The sequence below is a fragment of the Acinetobacter ihumii genome (genome assembly GCF_900625095.1).
GTDB classification, from domain to species: domain Bacteria; phylum Pseudomonadota; class Gammaproteobacteria; order Pseudomonadales; family Moraxellaceae; genus Acinetobacter; species Acinetobacter ihumii.
Genome location: NZ_LR130760.1, coordinates 149,546 through 170,311 on the forward strand (window position 1 = coordinate 149,546; position 20,766 = coordinate 170,311).

Below are 20,766 nucleotides of genomic sequence, written 5' to 3' on the forward strand. Positions count from 1 at the left end.
TAGCCCTCCTAACGTAGATTTTCTTCGGCCGATTTAATATTGGCGAACTCTTCCTCAGGTGTGCCTGTCACCAGATGATGTCGACTGTAGAACATGAAATACAAAATAAATGCGACATAAATAGCAGCAGCCATTAACCAGACTTTAGGATCGACCAGAAAACCTGCCACTACCGCGATTGCAGATAGAATTAATGCAATGGATGCAGTGACAATACCACCCGGTGCTTTATAAGGACGTGGTAAATTTGGACGCGAAATTTTGAGTTTGATATACGACATCATCATCAACACGTATGACAAAGTTGCACCAAAAACAGCCATGAGAATGAGCAAATCACCTTCACCAGACAAGGACAGTAAAAAGCCGATAATACCGGGAATAATAATGGCCCAATGCGGTGTTTTATTTTTATTGGTTAAGGATAGTTTTTTGGGCAAATAGCCTGCTCGGGATAATGCAAATATTTGACGCGAATAGGCATAAATAATAGAAAAGAAACTCGCAATCAAACCGGCTAAACCGACAAAATTCACAAAAGCAGCCAGCCATGTGTTTTTACCATAAACAGCAACCAGTGCATCCACCAACGGTGCACCGGAGGCTTTTAATTGATCTGCACCTGCTGCACCAGCGCCTAAAAATAAAATCAGTATGGCGAAGGCAGCTAAAATCAGCATAGAACCAATTAAACCACGCGGTAAAGATTTTGCAGGATCTTTGGCTTCTTCCGCCGCCAACGGCACTCCTTCGACCGCTAAAAAGAACCAGATTGCATAAGGGACCGCAGCCCAAATTCCAATATAACCCATCGGTAAGAAGGAACTGGCTCCTGCATGATCAGTCATCGCAATATTAAATAAATTCGCGCTATTAAAATGTGGAATCATGGTCACGATAAATACCACAAGTGCCACGGAAGCAATCGCGGTAATCACGAACATGATTTTAAGTGCTTCGCCAGCACCTTTGAGATGAATCCCCATAAAAATCAGGTAACACACCAGATAAACTGGCCAACCTCCTATTCCAAACAATGACTGGCAATATGCCCCAATAAACACCGCAATCGCCGCTGGAGCAATCGCATATTCAATGAGAATAGCCGTACCTGTCAAATAGCCACCCAATGGTCCAAAGGCGGTACGCGCAAAACTATAGCCACCACCTGCTGTGGGCAGCATGGTCGACATTTCCGACATCGCAAGACACATACATAGATACATGATTGCGACCACGACAGTTGCGATGAACATGCCACCCCAACCGCCCTGCGCCAGTCCAAAATTCCAGCCCGCAAAATCTCCTGAAATGACATAAGCAACGCCTAAACCCACCAGAAGAATCCACCCCACTGCCCCTTGTTTAAGTTGTCGTTGAGCAAAATATTCATGATCTGTTGCCGACAAAGGCAGATCATTTGTAATTGATTTAGTCTCTGACATGATCTTTCTCTCATTTTTCATTTTTATGAGAAAAAGCAAGCATAATTCATACCAAGTCATATCCAATAAAAATTTGAAAAATGAAAAACTATTGAAAATCATAAACAATCAATTAAATTAGCTTAAAAATAAAAAATAGATTGCTTGAAACGCGTTTTAGGTTTTAGTCATGATCCATTTAGTAACAAAATAACCAACATTATTTGCATGTTTTTGTCGTTCCACGCTATGTTGAAACAAATGATTTGGATGAGCAAAGCATGTCTGTTTTAGAACGATTAGAAATAAAACACCCCATTCTGTTGGCCCCGATGGCAGGTGTATCCACACCAGAACTGGCAGCAGAAGTTTCTAACTCAGGTGGCTTAGGTGCTTTGGGTCTGGGGGCAAATACGGTTGAAGCAGCAAAAGTACAAATTTTAAAAACGCAGGAACTCACGGATCATCCCTTTCAAGTCAATTTTTTCTGCCATCAATCTCAAGCTTTAAATGAGGTTGATGCCAAAAACTGGATCGAATATTTAAAACCCGCATTCGAACGTTTTAATGTCTCTGTACCCAATGAATTAAACTGTATTTATCCAAGCTTTCTTGATAATGACGAGTTTCTCAATCTCGTTTTAGAAACGCGGCCTAAAGCCGTCAGTTTCCATTTTGGTATTCCGCATGCGCATCAGTTACGTGCACTTCGGGAAGCGGGCATTATCACATTGGTTTCAGCCACTAATCTGCTGGAAGCACAAGCGATAGAAGCTGCTGGGGTTGATATCATTATTGCACAAGGCATTGAAGCTGGTGGGCATCGGGGCATATTTAACCCAGAGATTGATGGCGCTGTTAAAACCAGTGATTTACTTCAGTTGATTGTTCAGCATTGTCAAATTCCTGTAATTGCTGCTGGTGGTATTATGAATGGTCGTCAAGCAAAACATATGATGAATCTTGGTGCACAAGCCGTGCAACTGGGCACAGCGTTCGTTCAATGTAAAACTTCAAATGCCAATGCAGCCTATCGTCAGGCTCTTTTAAATCACCCCTTAACACAAATCACCTCCAGTATTTCTGGTCGACCTGCACGCGGAATTATGAATCATTGGCAGACTCAGATAGATCAACCACAACGTCCGACGCCACCTGCTTACCCTTATACTTATGATTTGGCTAAACAACTTCATGCCGTAGCAAGTCAACAAGGTGATCAGAGCTTTGCGGCATTTTGGGCAGGCAGCAATGTGGCTCAAATTCGTGAGATGGAAGCTAGAGATTTAATCAATCAACTGGTTCTGGAAATGGCTGAATAAGCCATTTTTACTTATAATGTTGTATTACCCAGAATTATGAATGCCGCTCCACAAGCATGTATACCAGATCCAGAACTGGACATTCATAACCCATAGCAGTTAAAGCGGCAGTCACCTGAGCACGATGATGGGTACCATGATTAAAAACATGTAATAAAGTCGCTGCATAAGGTAAACATTTTTGCTGACCTGTCGTGGTCTGATAATTTAAATTACCATTCAATGTGACGTCATCAAGCCGTTCAATCAATTCAATCCAGTTTTTACTTTTAGATTCTAATTGAGCAAGAAGCCGCACATGATCAGTTTCAATCGTTGTATTTAGTTTGGTTTGAGGAGAAATATTTTGCGCGAAGCGGACATACCAGATATAGTGTTCACCTGCCAATAAATGATTCAAGGTACCAAAAATACTGTTAAAAAATAAACCGGCATCTCGATATAGATCATCTTTTACTACATTTTTTAAATAGACGCCAAGCTGCTGGGTTGCCCAGATATTATAATCTGCCATGAGCAATAACGTTTCTTTGCTTATTAGATATTGCCCAGACATTTAATAATTTATCCTAAACTTAGCTGATTGAGAGTAGATCTACTTTTTCAACCTGTACATCATCCATAGACTGTCCAAAATTCAATAATTGGTCAAAATAGTCCCGAACCACTCGTGCTTGTTCCAGTGTGCTTTCCATTTTATACATCCGTTGGCGAAATTCATTACTTGAACGTAAGCCCTTGGTGTACCAAGCAATATGTTTACGTGCAATTCGACATCCTGAATACTCCCCATAAAATTGATAGAGTTCATCCAAATGCCCCATTAAAACATCTTTGACTTCATCAATAGCAGGGGCATCTAAATGCTGACCCGTTTTTAAATAATGGGCAATTTCACGAAAAATCCACGGTCGACCCTGAGCTGCTCGCCCAATCATAATTGCATCGGCACCGGTATAATCCAACACAAATTTGGCTTTTTCAGGACTGTCAATATCGCCATTGGCAATGACTGGAATCTTTAAAAGTGCTTTGACTTGTTGAATCAGATCATAGCGTGCTGTGTTTAAATACATGTCTTCACGGGTTCGACCATGTAAAGCCAATGCTGCAATACCCGCTTGTTCCGCGCGTTGTGCGACCCTTAAAATATTTTCATGACCGTTTAAATAACCCAGTCTTGTTTTTAAAGTCACAGGCACATCGACCGCAGCAACCACTGCATCCAAAATACGTGCGACCAAGTCCTCATCTTGTAATAACGCCGAACCTGCCAGCTTATTACATACCTTTTTCGCTGGACAGCCCATATTAATGTCAACAATTTGTGCCCCATTGGCGACCTGGTAACGGGCAGCTTCTGCCAATTGTTCAGGATCAGAACCTGCAATTTGTGCTGAAATAGGCGCAAGTTCACCATCAAAATTAGCACGATATAAGCTTTTCTTTGTCATTCGCAAGGTTTTATCAGCCGTCATCATTTCACTGACTGCATGCCCTGCACCAAAATACTTGCACAGCGAACGAAATGGACGATCTGTGACGCCAGCCATAGGGGCCACAATTAAATTATTTGACAGTTGATAAGGGCCAATATACATAATATTCATGCATTTTTCGATCAGCATAGTATACTGCATCTGTCCTTTTGACTCATCTTTTTATCAAGGTGTTTTGTTTGTATGAACAACTCATTTAAGTCTGGTTTTTATTTTAAATCTTTGTGTACGCTGGCATTGAGTGTCGCATTGACAGGTTGTGGCGATAGCACTTGGTGGTCAAATAAAGATGAGCCAGAATTTAAGCTAGAACAAATAAAACGGGTTATTCCAACACGTGTCAGTGGTCGCGAGTCATGGGCCAATGATATTGACGATATCATGGAAAAACTGGGCATTCCGAAAACCAAGGAAAATGTATGTAGCATTGTGGCTGTCGTAGATCAGGAGTCCAATTTTGTGGCTGATCCTGTCGTGCCGGGTTTGGGTGAAAAAGCAGTCAAGGAAGTCAATACTCGCCTGAATGAAAAATTTGAAGAAAAATTAGGGGCTACCCTTGGTGGTCAAGTCTCTGGTTATTTTGAGGATGTTCTTAAAAATCAGCCATCGCCTGACAACAACTATATGAGTCAGATGCGCAAAGTCCGTACTGAACGTGAGTTAGATGTCCTCTATCGGGAAATTTTTGACTTTATGGCCAGTCATTATCATGTTAGCGCATTAACGGGGGCTGCCAAGCTGGTAGGACAAGATATTGGCGAAAGAATGAATCCGATTACGACACTCGGTTCCATGCAGGTTCTGATTAGCTATGCTCAGGATCACAAACGTTCACGTATGATGACCACCAATGCATTACGTGATGACTTGTATACTCAATATGGGGGGTTGTACTACGGTATTCATCGTTTAATGATGTATCCAGCCGATTACAATAAACCTATTTATCGATTTGCTGATTATAACTCAGGCATGTATTCTAGTCGTAATGCCGCTTTCCAAAGTATGCTGAATGATTTAACACCCAAAGAACTGGATCTGGATGGTGATTTACTCCTTTACAATAAAGATGGTAGCCCTAAAGCAACGCTAAGCCAGTCTGAAAAAGAATTGATTTCTGTATTTACACAGAACAATATTTTGGTCACACCGCGGCAAATCCGTTCTGATTTAAAAAAGGAAAAGGAAAAATCCTTTGAAGATACTCAAACCTATATTGCTGTAAAAAAGCTGTATCAGGCAAAAACTGGTAAAGAACCAATCTATGCCATTATGCCGCAAGTCATCATTTCTGGACCTAAATTAAGTCGAGACTACAATACCAATTGGTTTGCCTCTCGCGTTAATGGAAGATATGAAACATGTATGCAACGAGCGAAAAGAATAAAGCTGTAAATCTTGCACTGTTTGATTTTGATGGCACCCTGTGCAGCAGAGACAGTTTTACTGGTTTTATTTTTTATGCTTTATCTAAACGGCATATTGTTCGTAAAACGATTAAAATCCTACCTTGGATTCAAGCCTATTATTTAAAGCTTTATCCTGCACATGCGATGCGTTTAAAGCTTTTTGCCACGATGTTTCGTGGCAATTCAGCACAGCAATTACAGCAGTTAGGTCAAGAATATGCACAGATTTTACTAAAAAATCTGGATGCAGGATTGCTTCAACAATTACAACAACATCAGGCGCAAGGCGATCGAGTGGTCTTGGTTTCTGCCTCTATTGATCTTTATTTGAAGCCTGTATGTGAACTTTTAAATATTGATTTGATTTGTACGCAAGTGGAAGTTAAAGACGGAAAAATTACAGGGCAATATTCTACCCCTGATTGTAGTTCAGAACAGAAAAAAATTCGAATCCATCAATGCTATCAACTAGATCATTATGATCAGGTCTATGCGTATGGAAATAGCTATGAAGATTTAGAAATGTTTAGTCTGGCAGATTGTTGTTATATGGTGGGTGAAGATGAACACTTACCTGAGTTAAGTGATGTAAAAAAGCTGGCTTAAAATCTGGTCTAAATGAACCTTTTATTTTAAGAGATGAATTTTGTCTTTAACACCAATATATTCCTTGATCAGTTACAACTCAAAACAAGCTATATAGCTATAATGAGCAAGTATTTGTATATTTTAAATACACTCAAACTGATCAATATGCATGTGTGATTTTCATCTTCATTGCATTCAGATCAAAATCACCTTTGCAAATTACGCAATTGATGCAGGAAAACTAATCACCTGCTCAATCCGCATGCTTTCAGTTGCAATCATGAGTAGACGGTCCACGCCCAGAGCAATGCCAGAACAGGCAGGCATGTTGGGCAAAGCAGCAAGTAAATGCTCATCGAGGGGCATTTCTATCAATCCTTGTTGTTTACGCTCCAAATTATCTGCCTCAAAACGCTGTCTTAAAATTTGTGCATCCAGTAATTCATCATAAGCATTCGCAAGTTCCAAGCCTTCAATATAGACCTCAAAACGTGCTGCGACTTGCTCACCATCTTCATCGATACGAACTTTGGCCAATGATGCCATTTCAGGTGGAAAGTCGGTGAGAAATACTGGCGTATCAAAGCCCAAACTCGGCTCAACAAAATGTGAAAAGAGTAAATCGATATAAGCCAGACGATCCTCCCCCAAATCCAGTGTCAGTCCCACACGTCGAGCAGTATCTTTAAGTTGTTGTAGAGTGGCTTGTAATGGATTAATTTCAAGACGATCCTGAAAAGCATGTTTATAACTCAGAATCATGGGGCGAATCTCATCAAAACGATGCTTGAGACACGCTTGCAACAGATCAGCGGTTTCATGCATTAAGTCTTTTAGATCAAAATCTGGACGATACCATTCCAACATGGTAAATTCGCTGTTGTGCTTGCGTCCATGTTCATCATCCCGAAAGACTTTACAGATTTGATAAATCGGGCCACTGCCACTGGCCAGCAAACGCTTCATGGCAAACTCAGGTGAGGTTTGTAGATATTGAATCCGCTGTTTGCCTTCAATATGCCGCAAGGCTCGAACGGATGCTAAATGTACATCTGTTACCCCTGCCTGAGAAATAATTGGGGTTTCAACTTCTAATACGTCACGTTCAGAAAAAAATCTGCGAATGGTCTGATAAAGTCTGGCACGTGCTTGCAGTGCTTGAAGCGAACAGGTCGGTTGGTAGTTTTTTAAATTGAGATCTGGCTGCTCACTCATGCTGCTGGTCCTCCATGCGCAGCCCATTCACGGCGTAGTGGATATTCTTTTCTTAATCGATCAAAAGCTTGTTGATCAACTTTGCCCTCTTTTAAACAGGCACGTAAGGCATCATCATCACGTTGAATATCATAAATATCAGACAAATGTTGCTGTAGTGCCTGCTGCAAAGGCAAATCTTGAAAGTAGGATGTGCAAACAGGAAGCTCAGATTCAAATGTTTTGTGGGCTTGGAAACCGAAATGCTGACAAAATGCCTGATAGACCATTTGTGTACCACGCGCTTTACCTTCCAGACTATAACCTGCAATATGTGGTGTCACCAAACTGACTAAATCGAGCAATTGCTCGGAAATCACCGGTTCATGTTCAAACACATCCAATACCACCTGACGCTGGTTCTTTTGGATATCCGCAATCAAAGCAGCTTCTTCAATCACAGGTCCGCGAGCGCTATTGATCAAAATCGTTTGCGCTGGAATACGCGCGAATGTTTCCTCGTTAAGAAGATGATAAGTGGGATGATCACCTGTTTTGCTGAGTGGAACATGGATTGAAATCGCGTGGCTACGTTGCAGTAATTCATCCAATGAAACATTGTCGATGGATTCAAGCTGCACATATGGGTCATGACCCATCACCTGCCAACCGAGTAACTTTGCCATTTGAGCCAAACGGCGACCCACATTTCCCAGACCAATAATACCCAATATAAATTTTTGGTCTTGTTGTAATAATTCAGGTCTTAAATGTAATAACGCTGTAATGACATATTCAGCCACCGCTTGCGCGTTACATCCAGGTGCATTACTCCAAGCAATGCCTTGTTGTTGCAGCGCAGTAAGATCCATATGGTCTGTACCAATGGTTGCACTGCCCACAAATTTTAATGCACTATGATCGATTAAAGCATGATCAACCTTAGTCACAGATCGAATGATTAAAGCATCAGCATCCTTGACATCTTGATGCTGTAAATGCCTGCCACCACGCTGTTCAACAGTGCCAAATTCGGAAAAAAAGTAGTCGGTAAATGCCAGATTTTCATCTGCAATAATCTTCATGCGCTGTCCCAGTCACGTGCTGGCGTTTATCATAACCTGTCACTTGGCATGTGACTACGCTACAGATTTATAAATTGATTTTTATGAGCATGCTGCATTTAAAATACGATGTTTAAATGCGGTGCTGGAATGAAGCGATTCAATTCATCGCTTTCTTGCAATGCGGCTTTGTTTTAACATCGCTTGCTTGCATCACTGTTTAGATCTTCTTTATTATTCTCACTAAAAAAATAAACAAAAGGCTAATGAAATAAATTGACTCTATCTATTTGTTCTCTGGTTTAAGGACGAGATGCAACATATGAGTCGCGCGAGTATGCTGAATCTGGTCAGCACGCGCATGAAAATAGCGTTGTGACAAATCATCCCCCGAAGCATCTTCAAGCACTTCAAATCCCATGTGTCTGACTTGTTGATGTAAATGAGCGGAATTAAATTGTCCCATTAAAGGTTCACGTAAAATTTGAGTAAATTGAGCAACGAGTTGCGCGCCTATTTTTTCGATGCCGTGTAGACCATTAAAATCGATCGAATAATCCAAAACCACTTCGCTTTGCGCCGCAGTAAAATCAGCAATACTTTTTAAAGTACCTAACGTAGTTTCGGGCTGCAAATAATGGGTGGTGCCTAACCATGAATAAAAAGCAGGACGATCTTGCGCATAACCACTTCGAGCTAAAACCTCTCCCAAAGCTTCCTTTTCAAAATCGATGGCGACAAATTCGACATTGGCAGGAATATTGTCGAGCTGTTTAAGTTTCTGGATTTTTAAGCGTTGTGTATCGGGATGATCAATTTCAAAAATTTTTAACGCTGGATACTGTTGTGCCAAACGCAAGGCAAATGAATCTAATCCTGCACCGACCAAAACGTATTGATCTATCCCTTTTTGAATCGCCTGTTTTAAATGATCTTCGGCATAACGAGAACGTCCCACCACCTGAGCAGTCAGTAAACCCAAGCTTCGATTCAAAGGCAGTGAATTCAAAAGTTGATTGAGCAAAGGCAGCTTGAGCAGTGTTTTCCACGCTTTACTGGTCATCTCAAAAGCATACGCATCGGCAAAAATTGGATCTTGGGCAAATAAGTAATGCTGCGCGCGCAAGGCTGCCGCTGCTTCGGCAGTACGACTTGACTGTCCTTTTTTCATTGCATCTTCCTTAAAAATACACGCCAAATACAACTGATATGAAAATAGATTACTTTCATCAGTCCCTGTTATGATTTCCTTTTAGAGATAAACATAAAAAGGGCAAAAAGTTTCAGAAGAAATCCAATACATCTAAAATAAAAGCAGCCGGTTGCAAACCATAGACTGCTACATTTAAAAAATTGAATAAGATTAAGCGTCTATTTTGCTTTTGCTGAAGTTGCTTTGATAGCTGATGTCATAATCTCGCAGGTTCAAGGTTTGCAAACGCTGTTTTAATTTTTTTAATGACCACGGCCACGCTGCAAAGTTACGTCCATTAGCATCCAGATAATAACTCTTACAGCCACCCGCATTAAATACAGTGGTTTTTAAATGCTTCTGTACCAATTCATTATGCGCATGGATGACCTGCGGTTTAATGCTCAATTTGGCAATCTGATATTTTTTAATTTTTTGCAAACCATCCACAATATAATCCAATTGCGCTTCAGCTAAACCAATAAATGAGTCATACACCAATACATTTGGCCCAAGAACTAAAAAAGCATTGGGTACATTTTCAATATTGGTTCCCAAATAGGCTTCTGGAGAGCTACTTTTCCAAAGATCATTTAAGCATTCGCCTTTATCATTATAGACACGGCGGCCGATTGGAGGATGAGACACTTCAAAGCCTGTTCCCCAGATAATCACATCGACCTCATGACGCTCACCATTGGCAGCAATCACGGTATTGCCTTCGACTTTGACTAAACCATGTGGAATCAAATGCGTATTTGCCGCTTGTAAGGCAGGATAATAATTGTTGGCAAATAATAAGCGTTTACAACCAATAGTAAAATCTGGTGTCACATTTTTGAGCAATTCAGGATCTTTCACCTGATTTTTCAGCACTTGTTTAAAGATTTCACCCACAGGCTTTAACACGGAAGGATTACGCAATCCAAAGTTAATGGCATTGAGTGATTGTGCTACGGTTTTACGCCAAGTAGACTGAATCACAGGGAATTTTTCAATCACAGATTTACCAAAATCACCGAGCTCCATATCTGGTTTTGGCACCACCCAAGGCGCGGTACGCTGAAAAACAAAAAGTTCTTTTGCCAAAGGTTGAATTTGTGGCACAAATTGAATCGCTGAAGCGCCTGTCCCAATCACCGCAATACGCTTGCCTGTAAGATCGTAGTCATGCTTCCATTTTGCTGAATGAAACATTTCGCCTGTAAAGGTTTCGATATCCTCTAATTTTGGAATTTGCGCTTCGGTAATCGGCCCTGTGGCAAACACCACAGTCCGAGAAAGATACTGACCTTTATTGGTATCCAGCACCCAAATATTACGCTCATTGTCCCAAGCGGCTTTTTCAAGTTCAGTGTCAAATTCAACTTTTTCATGAACATTAAATTTGTGACTGACTTCTTCTAAATAACTTAAAATTTCAGGTTGACGTGCAAACAGATGGCTCCATTTGCTACTGGGTGCAAATGAATAAGAATATAATGCTGAAGGCACATCACAGCCGCAGCCTGGATAGGTATTTTCGCGCCAAGTGCCGCCTACACGCGATGCTTTTTCAATAATTTTATAATCGTGATAACCGACTTGATCAAGTCGAATCGCGGCTGCAATGCCCGAAATACCCGCACCGACAATAAAGGTATCATAGATATGTTGCGGCAATGCTTTGCTTTCAGCCGAGTTTAATTTTTTTGCTTGCGCTGTCATTTAGAATATCCTTGTATTTGAAAAATAGATTTTCATCTTTCTTTCGTTATTTCATTAATCTGTAGGACGTACCTAAAAATTTTGCATAAAGGTTTGGAGCTGCGCGCTTCATCAACCAGAAAAGTTTGGCATCCATCTGCGGAATGGTATAAAGCTTGTTTTTATCCAAACGATCCAGCGTCAGTTTTGCGACTTTGTCACTGGTGGTAAATGCCAGATGAGTCAGTGCATAATCCAAAATGCCTTTATGCGGCACTTTGCCATTTTTAATGATATTGGTCGGGACTAATGTCGGACATAACACATTGACCTTAATATCAAACTTTTTCAGTTCGGCAGAGAGCGTTTCAGACAATGCGCGTACCCCTGCTTTGCTGACGTTGTAGACGGTCATTTCAGGTGCAGCAGTATAGGATGCTGCTGAGGCCACATTGATAATCGCGCCATGTCCAAGCTGTTTAAACCTTGGAACAAAGCTACGGCAGCCATGAATCACGCCCCATAAATTAATGTCCATGCACCATTGCCAATCTTCCATCGACATTTCATCAAATTTTCCGCCCAAACCAATCCCGGCATTATTAATCACCAATGTGACTGGATTTTTTAGCAACTTTTCGGCCTGTTCAGCCAACTGTGCGACTTGTTCAGCTTTGGCCACGTCACACTGCACAGAAAATGCGGTTGCGCCGAGTTGTTCAATCAATTTGACCGTTTCTTTAGCGGCATCCAGATTAATATCTGAACACACCACTGCACCGCCGCGGCGCGCCAGTTCTAGTGCAAAACTACGACCAATGCCACTGCCCGCGCCTGTTACCACAGCATAGGCGTGTTGACTTGGCTTTTTTTGTTGAGCGCCGAATAATTTCATGGCATATCCTTATTGCTTTCAGCCCATCGACTGAACATGATGGTTTGAACTGACAAACGGCTTAGTGACGTACTGGCGGCGTAAATGTTTTCACCAGATAAGGCGCGATAGCTCCACCCTCAGACAGTAACTTGTCTTTGTAATATTCAAGAAAAGCCGAGGTATCATGATCATTGGGATGAAAATCTGGACGCAAGTAGTCAAAGATTTGTCCCAATGTACTGCCAAATACACCATCTTTCGGGCTAAAAATCAGGCTGACACCACGACCTGCATCTTTCCAGAACTTGCGAGTTAACATGTCTTTTGGCTTACGCAGTACTGGTACAAACAAGGTTGAAAATGGAATCAGACCGAGTATGGTTCCCAAAGCGATAAAAAATCCTGCTGCACGTAGTGGATAATTGCCATTCAATAATTGATAAACGTCATAAGCAATGTCTTTATGTTCGGATTCTTCTAACATATGCCACATCCACATCGCGCGGGTTTTGGCATCATCCGAATAATAAAAATTCTTTTCATGCTTCATCATGTATTCAGCAAGTACCGCGGTAAAATGTTCAATTCCTGCCATCATCGAAAGCTTTAAGGGTTGCGGAAATTTTAAGAAAATGTGTTCAAAGAATTTCTCACCTAAAAAACGATATAACCCCACAGGATAATTGATGGCTTCATGCGCAATCGCATCATTAAATTCATTGTGTAATTTAGAATGGATGGCTTCCTGCCCAATCAGTGAAGTAACACGCTGCTTTAATACTGGATCTTTGACCTGATCACGGTGGAAACGAGCGGTTTCAATCACCAGATCTTCACCGTAAGTGAGGAACACAGACAGTGTGGCAAAAAAAATCGTAGCGAACTGATTATTCATATAAAATGAAATATCAATTTCCTGACCTTTAAACCCAATCGCGATATGACGAATTGGAATAGACGGTTTTAAGGTATAATCAGTGGGTTCAAATTTAGGCGTAGATTTGAACGCTTGGACTGATTTTTTTACTGCGGTCGTAATCATGGCGACACCTGCTTAAAGCATTCAATTTGTTACATCATTCAATATTTACAACGTTCAATCATGCAAACTGAAAGATTGTTCGCACTTTCAAGACTATTTCATCCTAATCTGATCTTATGTTCGGATTCAATTCGGGTCTAAAGCATCAAAACCATGATTAAAAAATCAAGCTTGAAGTTAATTGGCTTAAAATTTAATTTTCATAAATCATTATTTTTATTAAAAATAAAACAACATGTTGGCAAAAAATAAGCTCCAAAATGATGATTTATGCAAGTGACTTTCTGCATTTATTTCATGTGGGTAAATTACACGAAATAGCTCATTTTTCACTGTTCGGATTTGTGTTTTTTAATTTGGTCATTCTGGCCTGACATGATAACTTGAATAAATATTCGGATTTCAAGGATGCCACATTGAGTACACGTAAACCGCGCCAGACTCGCGCTAAAGTCACGGTGGACACCATTATTGAAGCAGGTTTTATTTCAGTGGCTTTGCATGGCACCAGTGGTACCACCACTCGACATATTGCAGATATAGCAGGCGTCAGTGTCGGTTCACTCTATGAATATTTTAAAAATAAAGAAGAAATTTATGATGCAATGGCACATTCTTTTGTGCAGGAGATTCTGGATATGATTCAGAACCTCACCCCTATTATTATGAATATGGAACTAGAATCTGTCATTGAACTGATTTTTTATACTTTTCGTGATTTGTTAACACAGAATAATGAACGTTATTTAATCTGTTTGCGTTATGCCAGCGAACTGAAGTACGACAAATATATCAATCAGATTGAACGCGAACTGATGAACATTGTCATGCAATACATGATGAATAACCCCAAATATCTAAAAGTGAACAATCTGGCGGTGACTGCTTATGTCAGTATCAATAGTGGAATTTTTAATATCGCCCGACATTTGATTTTACCCAATCCCTATATCACTTTTGATGAATTGGTACAGGGCTTAAAAACCATGATTATGAGCTATATCAATGTCGAGCTGGCGAAAAGTACAAGCTAAGATCGCTCCATCACTCTAATTGATCCCCATCTGTTGCACTCAGATTTTTCACCATTATTTCAAGATTATTCCGGATTAAATACGCAAGATTAATATCAATCCCTTTGAGCATTTGTCGCTCCAGTTGAGCGATGACTTGATTACATTCTGCCAGCTTTGCCAAACCTTGAGCAGTGACCGTCAATAAAATACGACGACCATGCGTAGGATCTGGGGTTTTTTCAATCCAGTCATTGGCCAGCAAATCCTGTAAGATTTTATTGGCCGATTGCGGTTTGATAAAAGAACGCTCTGCCAGTTTGGCATTGGACAAATTAGCTTTGGCTGCCAAAACCGATAATGCGGTAAATTGGGGCAAACTAATATTTAAATCTTTAAGATGTTCAGTGAGATGTTTACTAATGATTCGATCCACGCGGGCGATCATATAGCTCAGTCTGGGTTCATCTTCTCGTTTTTTTTCAATTGAACTTGAGTTTGGCATCGTATTTGATCATCAAAATTTAAAGAAAGTATGAAGTTTGACTTCATACTTTCTTATTTCACTTAAGTTGTACTTTGGCTATGTGCTAACTTTACTGTCTGTTTAGGCTTTCTGACAAGCAGCAGTGCAGAAATTGCAGCAATCAAAATGATTGGGATACTTGATCCAATCACAATGGTAGAGCTTTGTCCTAACGATAATAGAAACCCTGCAAATAATGGTCCAGCAAATGAACCAATTCGCCCAATCGCCACCGCAGCACCGACTCCCGTTCCGCGCATTTCGGTTGGATAATACATGGCTGCCAAACCATACAGTGCAGACTGACCACCCACAATGAACAAACCACAACCCACCGCTGATAGTGCCAATAAAGCCACAGTCGGAGAAATAGACAGACAACACAGGGCGACCAAGATACCCGCATAAATAAATTTGATCACAGTTCCCATACGCATTTTATCTAATAACATGCCCATCAGAATCGAACCAAAAATCCCGCCAATGTTGTAGCCCATTTGCACATAGTTTGCTTCTAGTTTGGAAAGACCTTGTGCGCCCATCAATAGTGGTAACCAGTTCAATAGGAAGTACAAAACCACTAAAGTACAAAAGAAACTAATCCAGATTTGAATGGTGGACATGCGTCTATCTTTAGCAAATAGCACTTCAAAAAAAGGAATTGGGGTTTGTATTTTTTGCTGCAAATAGCTCTTAGACTCAGGTAAGTATTTCATAAGCAATGGAATCAGTAAAATAGGTGCAATCCCACCAACATAGAAAATATGTCGCCATTCGCTATCGCCTGCCAATGACATTGCGACCACGGAAGTCAGCAATCCACCAAAGGGAATGCCGCTATACATGATACTGACTGCGGTCGCTTTACGATTTTCTGCAACTGCTTCTGAAGCCAGTGTGATCATCATCGGTAAAGCACCGCCCATTCCTAGTCCTGTAAAAAAGCGAATGAGTAGTAACAAGCTATAATTTTCGGCATAGGCAGTCAGCAGCGACATCACACCAAAAATTAAAATACTTAAAATCAGAATTTTTTTACGACCCACAATATCGGCTAGTCGCCCACCGATGATAGCTCCTGGTAAAGTTCCAATAATTGCGGCACTAAATGCCCATGCCATTTGCGCATTATCCAGCATAAACTCTGCACGCATACGTGGTGCTGCGACACCCATGGATTGAAGATCGAAACCTTCAAAAATGGCGATGATGAAACAGAGTAGTAATGTCAGCTTTGCCCTACCTGACGGATGTAATACCTTATCCATAGTCCTTTCCTTATTTGACCAGATTTCCATAACCTTTTTTATTGTAATGTGTTTAAACAACACGATTAAAATATCAGTTAAGCTTATAAAAAAATCAAGAGTATTTTTAAAAAATTTCTCTATAAAATTAATTTAATAATAATTTTCATTAACTTATAAAAAATTTTAAATATTTTCAAAAAAGACTTGAATGTAAGTTTAACTGATATTAAATTAAATCCAGCACAGCACAATTGTCATTCAAGGAGAATACACATGACATATGAAAAACGTTGGGAAACCGTTGATGTACAATTAGATAATGGCATTGCATGGGTCACTTTAAACCGACCTGAAAAGAAAAATGCCATGAGTCCAACCCTGAACCGCGAAATGATTGATGTTCTTGAAACACTCGAACTTGATCCAAATGCCAAAGTTTTGGTGCTTACAGGTGCAGGCGATTCATGGACTGCGGGCATGGACTTGAAAGAATATTTCCGTGAAGTTGACAGTCAACCTGAAATTTTTCAGGAGCGTATTCGCCGTGATTCTTGTCGCTGGCAGTGGCAATTACTCAGAATGTATTCAAAACCGACCATTGCCATGGTGAATGGCTGGTGTTTTGGTGGTGGTTTCTCTCCACTGGTGGCATGTGATCTGGCAATTGCTGCGGATGAAGCGACCTTTGGTTTGTCTGAAATCAACTGGGGCATTCCACCGGGCAACTTGGTGAGTAAAGCAATGGCAGATACGGTAGGTCATCGTACATCATTGTATTACATCATGACAGGTAAAACCTTTAGTGGTAAAGAAGCTGAACAAATGGGTCTGATTAACAAAAGTGTTCCACTGGCACAGCTCAAAGCTGAAGTTACAGAGCTAGCACAGTGCTTACTTGAGAAGAACCCAGTGGTATTACGTACTGCGAAAAACGGCTTTAAACGCTGCCGCGAACTAACTTGGGATCAAAATGAAGACTATTTATATGCCAAACTCGACCAATGTAATCACCGTGATACCGAAGGTGGTCGAGAAGAAGGACTGAAACAATTCTTGGACGAAAAATCAATTAAACCGGGTTTACAGAGCTATAAGCGTACTGGTTAACTTTTGATTTTTATTGGCTATGTAAGGACACAACCCATGCAAAATGTACAGTTACTCATCCACGGTCAATCGCTTGATGCATCTAATCAGGCAAGTTTTGAACGAATCAGTCCGATTGATGGTCAGGTGGCAAGTATTGCGGCTGCCGCAACACTTGCAGATGTAGATCGTGCCATTGAATCGGCGCAGCAGGCTTTTCAGATCTGGTCAAAACTGTCTCCAACTGAACGACGCTTACGCCTATTAAAAGCGGCAGATTTAATGGATCAACATACCGATCAGTTTATTCAGATCGGGATGCAGGAAACGGGTTCAACAGCTACATGGTATGGGTTTAATGTGCACCTTGCCGCCAATATGCTACGTGAAGCAGCAGCCATGACCACGCAGATTGATGGTAGCCTGATTCCCTCTGATGTGCCGGGTAATCTGGCGATGGGGATTCGGGTTCCTTGTGGTGTGGTGGTGGGTATTGCACCGTGGAATGCCCCTGTAATTTTACCGACTCGCGCTTTGGCCATGCCACTCGCTTGCGGGAATACCGTGGTCTTAAAAGCCTCTGAGGCCTGCCCTGCAACACACCGTTTAATCGGGCAGATTTTACATGAGGCAGGACTTGGTGATGGCGTGGTTAATGTGATTACCCATGCGCCAGAAGATGCCCCACAAATCGTACAACGTTTAATCGAACACCCTGCGGTAAAACGAATTAATTTTACAGGTTCAACCAAAGTTGGAAAAATTATTGCTGAAACAGCAGCTAAATATTTAAAACCCGTTTTGCTTGAATTGGGTGGCAAAGCACCTGTGGTGGTGTTAAACGAAGCCGATGTAAATGAAGCAGTCAATGCGGTTGCCTTTGGTGCTTTTTTCAATCAAGGTCAAATCTGTATGTCGACAGAACGCGTTTTGGTTCAAGAGGACATTGCCGACCAATTTATTGAAAAGCTGATTGCAAAAACCAAGTCACTCAAAGCTGGTGATCCAACCGATCAAAACAACATGTTAGGTGTCTTAGAGAGCCGCCGAGCAGCCGAGCGTATTCAACATTTACTTGAAGATGCCAAAGCCAAAGGTGCTGACTTACCTTTAGGTATTCAGGTTGAAGGTACGACGATGCAACCGACATTGGTGCTGAATATTCAGCCAGAAATGTTGCTCTATCGTGAAGAATCTTTTGGCCCAGTCTGTACAGTTCAACGCTTTACTACGCTTGAACAAGGGATTGCCCTTGCCAATGATAGTGAGTTTGGCTTGTCATCGGCGGTATTTAGTCAAAATATTGCACAAGCCATGGACGTGGCAAAACAAATTGATTCAGGTATTTGTCATATCAATGGTGCAACCGTACATGATGAAGCACAAATGCCATTTGGTGGAACTAAATCCAGTGGCTATGGGCGTTTTGGCAGTAAAGCTTCCATTGCTGAATTTACTGAATTGAGATGGATCACCATTCAAACTCAATCACGGCACTATCCAATTTAAATGCTGGCCAATTTAGATGCAGCCCAATTTAGATATTGCCCGATTTAAAAGGTCAATTTAACTTGGCGGTTAAATGACAACTATACATATTTAATAAAAATTGCATGATGCAAAATAAGCGCAGTGATGCGCTTGCCATGGAGTGAAAGAAATGCAAATGAATGCCACTCAATCACAAGACCGCGAACGGTTTGTTCAACTTGGTTCACATGATATTGAATACAAATATCAGGATCAGGTGCTATATATTCAGCCGAAAGAGCAATTAAAGCTTTATCCGCAAAAGCTCACTGATCGTTTAATCCATTTTGCCAAAACTAAACCTGATCATGTTTTTGCAGCAAAACGCAATGTGCAAGGTCAATGGGTAAAATTAAGCTATGCAGATACGCTACAGCGCGCTTGGCATATTGCACAGGCCTTGCATCAACGTGATTTAAGTCAGGAACGTCCTCTCATCATTCTGTCTGGTAATGATCTGGAACATTTAACCCTCTCCATGGGGGCGATGTTGGCGGGTGTACCATTTTCTGCAATCTCTCCTGCTTATTCTTTAATTTCTCAGGACTTTGCCAAGCTTAAACATATCTTTGAGGTTCTCACTCCGGGCATGGTGTATGCCAGTGATGGACAAGCGTTTAGCCAAGCTATTCAAGCTTGTGCTGGATCGGATATTGAAATTGTCACCAACACAGGCATTGTAGGGCATCAGTCCTGTACTTCTTTTCAGTCTTTATTAGATACTCCTGTGACAGATGTACAAGAGTATTATCAAACACTGGATGAACATCAGATTGCCAAATTTTTGTTTACCTCTGGTTCGACCAAACTACCTAAAGCTGTACCTACCACACATTTAATGCTCTGCGTAAATCAGCAAATGTTATTACAGACTTTTCCTGAATTTGAGCAAACTCCGCCTGTGCTATTAGATTGGTTATCTTGGCATCATACCTTTGGTGGAAGTCACAATGTCGGTATTGCGCTTTATAATGGTGGCAGCATTTATATAGATGACGGCAAACCTGTTGCAGGTAAATTTGATGAAACCATTCACAATTTAAAAGAAATCTCGCCCACTGTGTATTTTAACGTCCCTAAAGGTTGGGAAGAGTTGACCGATGCACTGGAAAAAGATCAAGCATTGCGTGATCGATTTTTTAAAGATGTCAAAATTTTATTTTTCGCAGGCGCTGCGCTGTCAGAAGCAGGCTGGAATCGTCTGGATAAAATTGCTCAAGCACATTGCGGTGAAAAAATTCGCATTATGAGTGGTTTGGGTATGACCGAAACTGCGCCATCCTGCGCCTTTACCACAGGCCCCAAAGTCATGGCGGGTTTTATTGGCTACCCAGCACCCGGCTGTGACATCAAACTGGTACCACACGGCGATAAAATGGAGTTTTGTGTACGTGGTAAACACGTTATGCAAGGCTATTGGCGTTTAAAAGCAGATCAACAAAGCACTATTTTTGATGAGGAAGGTTTTTTCCATACAGGTGATGCTGTGCGTTTGGTCGACCCAAATGATCCAGCGCAAGGACTGATGTATGATGGACGTATTGCCGAAGACTTTAAGCTCAATACAGGGACTTTCGTCAATGTCGGCACCTTACGTAATAAGGTGCTCATTCAAGGTAATTTACTCATTCAGGATGTGTGTATTACGGGTTCAAATCTCAATGCCATCGGCTTTTTGATTTTTCCTAAACTGGATGCTTGTGCACAATATGCTGGTCTGAATCTCAAAGATCATAGCAGTGACGAGATACTAAAACACCCTAAAGTCCAGCAGTGGTTCCGTCAATTTTTACTGAATTTTAATAAAGACGCGACTGGTAGTTCAAATCGCGTATCGATGCTGTATTTAATGACTGAACCACCACAGCTTGATGCGGGAGAAACCACGGATAAAGGCAATCTCAATCAAGGCAATATTATCAAACGTCGAGCAGGCATGATTGATGAACTTTATCAAAAGCAAACTGATAATCCACTGATTGTTCGGATCCCTGTCATCAACCAATAACACATTGAAATAAAAAGGAAGTTCAAATTTATTTTTGAGCTTCATCCTTAGTTTTG

General features: G+C 41.0%; 18 protein-coding genes. 7 read left to right on the forward strand and 11 right to left on the reverse strand.

Annotation, left to right across the window (positions count from 1 at the left end; all coding sequences use genetic code 11):
- Nucleotides 1-8: 8 nt before the first annotated feature.
- The gene (gene eat, locus E0D95_RS00740) at nt 9-1,445 is read right to left on the reverse strand and encodes an ethanolamine permease (RefSeq protein ID WP_130802084.1); all 1,437 of its coding nucleotides are present in this window, start codon (nt 1,443-1,445) and stop codon (nt 9-11) included.
- Nucleotides 1,446-1,705: 260 nt separating this feature from the next.
- Between eat and E0D95_RS00745 the strand changes: the two genes are divergently transcribed.
- A complete protein-coding gene (locus E0D95_RS00745; protein WP_130802085.1) occupies nt 1,706-2,746 on the forward strand; it encodes an NAD(P)H-dependent flavin oxidoreductase in 1,041 nt (346 codons plus the stop codon).
- Between the two features lie 34 nt (nt 2,747-2,780).
- On the opposite strand, the gene E0D95_RS00750 is transcribed toward E0D95_RS00745, so the two are convergent.
- The gene (locus tag E0D95_RS00750; RefSeq protein ID WP_130802086.1) at nt 2,781-3,302 is read right to left on the reverse strand and encodes a DinB family protein; all 522 of its coding nucleotides are present in this window, start codon (nt 3,300-3,302) and stop codon (nt 2,781-2,783) included.
- Nucleotides 3,303-3,321: 19 nt separating this feature from the next.
- Nucleotides 3,322-4,347 carry a tRNA dihydrouridine synthase DusB gene (gene dusB, locus E0D95_RS00755; protein ID WP_130804811.1) on the reverse strand — a complete coding sequence of 342 codons (1,026 nt, stop codon included), beginning with the start codon at nt 4,345-4,347 and terminating at the stop codon, nt 3,322-3,324.
- 81 nt (nt 4,348-4,428) lie between these two features.
- Here dusB and E0D95_RS00760 point away from each other — a divergent pair, with 81 nt between their 5' ends.
- The gene (locus tag E0D95_RS00760) at nt 4,429-5,640 is read left to right on the forward strand and encodes a DUF1615 domain-containing protein (RefSeq protein ID WP_130802087.1); all 1,212 of its coding nucleotides are present in this window, start codon (nt 4,429-4,431) and stop codon (nt 5,638-5,640) included.
- The gene (locus tag E0D95_RS00765; RefSeq protein WP_130802088.1) at nt 5,607-6,260 is read left to right on the forward strand and encodes an HAD family hydrolase; all 654 of its coding nucleotides are present in this window, start codon (nt 5,607-5,609) and stop codon (nt 6,258-6,260) included. The genes E0D95_RS00760 and E0D95_RS00765 overlap by 34 nt, the downstream gene beginning before the upstream one ends.
- Before the next feature lie 201 nt (nt 6,261-6,461).
- Here the strand turns inward: E0D95_RS00765 and epmA are convergent, their stop codons facing one another.
- The 6 genes from epmA to E0D95_RS00795 all read right to left on the reverse strand — a co-directional run bounded on the left by epmA (nt 6,462) and on the right by E0D95_RS00795 (nt 13,297).
- Entirely contained in the window at nt 6,462-7,457 is a 996-nt protein-coding gene (epmA, locus tag E0D95_RS00770; protein WP_130802089.1) for an EF-P lysine aminoacylase EpmA, read from the reverse strand.
- On the reverse strand, nt 7,454-8,521 hold the full coding sequence (locus E0D95_RS00775) for a 4-phosphoerythronate dehydrogenase (protein WP_130802090.1): 1,068 nt from the start codon (nt 8,519-8,521) through the stop codon (nt 7,454-7,456). The genes epmA and E0D95_RS00775 overlap by 4 nt, the downstream gene beginning before the upstream one ends.
- 265 nt (nt 8,522-8,786) lie before the next feature.
- Entirely contained in the window at nt 8,787-9,671 is an 885-nt protein-coding gene (locus E0D95_RS00780; RefSeq protein ID WP_130802091.1) for a class I SAM-dependent methyltransferase, read from the reverse strand.
- Nucleotides 9,672-9,863: 192 nt separating this feature from the next.
- On the reverse strand, nt 9,864-11,399 hold the full coding sequence (locus E0D95_RS00785) for a flavin-containing monooxygenase (RefSeq protein ID WP_130802092.1): 1,536 nt from the start codon (nt 11,397-11,399) through the stop codon (nt 9,864-9,866).
- Between the two features lie 46 nt (nt 11,400-11,445).
- Nucleotides 11,446-12,273 carry an SDR family NAD(P)-dependent oxidoreductase gene (locus E0D95_RS00790; RefSeq protein ID WP_130802093.1) on the reverse strand — a complete coding sequence of 276 codons (828 nt, stop codon included), beginning with the start codon at nt 12,271-12,273 and terminating at the stop codon, nt 11,446-11,448.
- A gap of 61 nt (nt 12,274-12,334) precedes the next feature.
- The gene (locus tag E0D95_RS00795; protein WP_130802094.1) at nt 12,335-13,297 is read right to left on the reverse strand and encodes a metal-dependent hydrolase; all 963 of its coding nucleotides are present in this window, start codon (nt 13,295-13,297) and stop codon (nt 12,335-12,337) included.
- Between the two features lie 416 nt (nt 13,298-13,713).
- Between E0D95_RS00795 and E0D95_RS00800 the strand changes: the two genes are divergently transcribed.
- The gene (locus tag E0D95_RS00800) at nt 13,714-14,331 is read left to right on the forward strand and encodes a TetR/AcrR family transcriptional regulator (protein WP_130802095.1); all 618 of its coding nucleotides are present in this window, start codon (nt 13,714-13,716) and stop codon (nt 14,329-14,331) included.
- Nucleotides 14,332-14,341: 10 nt separating this feature from the next.
- Here E0D95_RS00800 and E0D95_RS00805 read toward each other — a convergent pair whose 3' ends face one another.
- Entirely contained in the window at nt 14,342-14,815 is a 474-nt protein-coding gene (locus E0D95_RS00805; RefSeq protein WP_130802096.1) for a MarR family winged helix-turn-helix transcriptional regulator, read from the reverse strand.
- Between the two features lie 62 nt (nt 14,816-14,877).
- Entirely contained in the window at nt 14,878-16,104 is a 1,227-nt protein-coding gene (gene mhpT, locus E0D95_RS00810) for a 3-(3-hydroxy-phenyl)propionate transporter MhpT (protein WP_130802097.1), read from the reverse strand.
- 249 nt (nt 16,105-16,353) lie between these two features.
- Here mhpT and E0D95_RS00815 point away from each other — a divergent pair, with 249 nt between their 5' ends.
- The 3 genes from E0D95_RS00815 (at nt 16,354) to E0D95_RS00825 (ending at nt 20,710) form a co-directional block, all read left to right on the forward strand.
- Complete coding sequence (locus E0D95_RS00815; protein WP_171478550.1) at nt 16,354-17,193, forward strand: p-hydroxycinnamoyl CoA hydratase/lyase; 840 nt, start codon at nt 16,354-16,356, stop codon at nt 17,191-17,193.
- Between the two features lie 36 nt (nt 17,194-17,229).
- A complete protein-coding gene (locus E0D95_RS00820) occupies nt 17,230-18,681 on the forward strand; it encodes an aldehyde dehydrogenase (RefSeq protein ID WP_130802099.1) in 1,452 nt (483 codons plus the stop codon).
- A 142-nt stretch (nt 18,682-18,823) separates the two neighbouring features.
- On the forward strand, nt 18,824-20,710 hold the full coding sequence (locus E0D95_RS00825) for a feruloyl-CoA synthase (protein WP_171478523.1): 1,887 nt from the start codon (nt 18,824-18,826) through the stop codon (nt 20,708-20,710).
- The last annotated feature ends 56 nt before the right edge of the window (nt 20,711-20,766 follow it).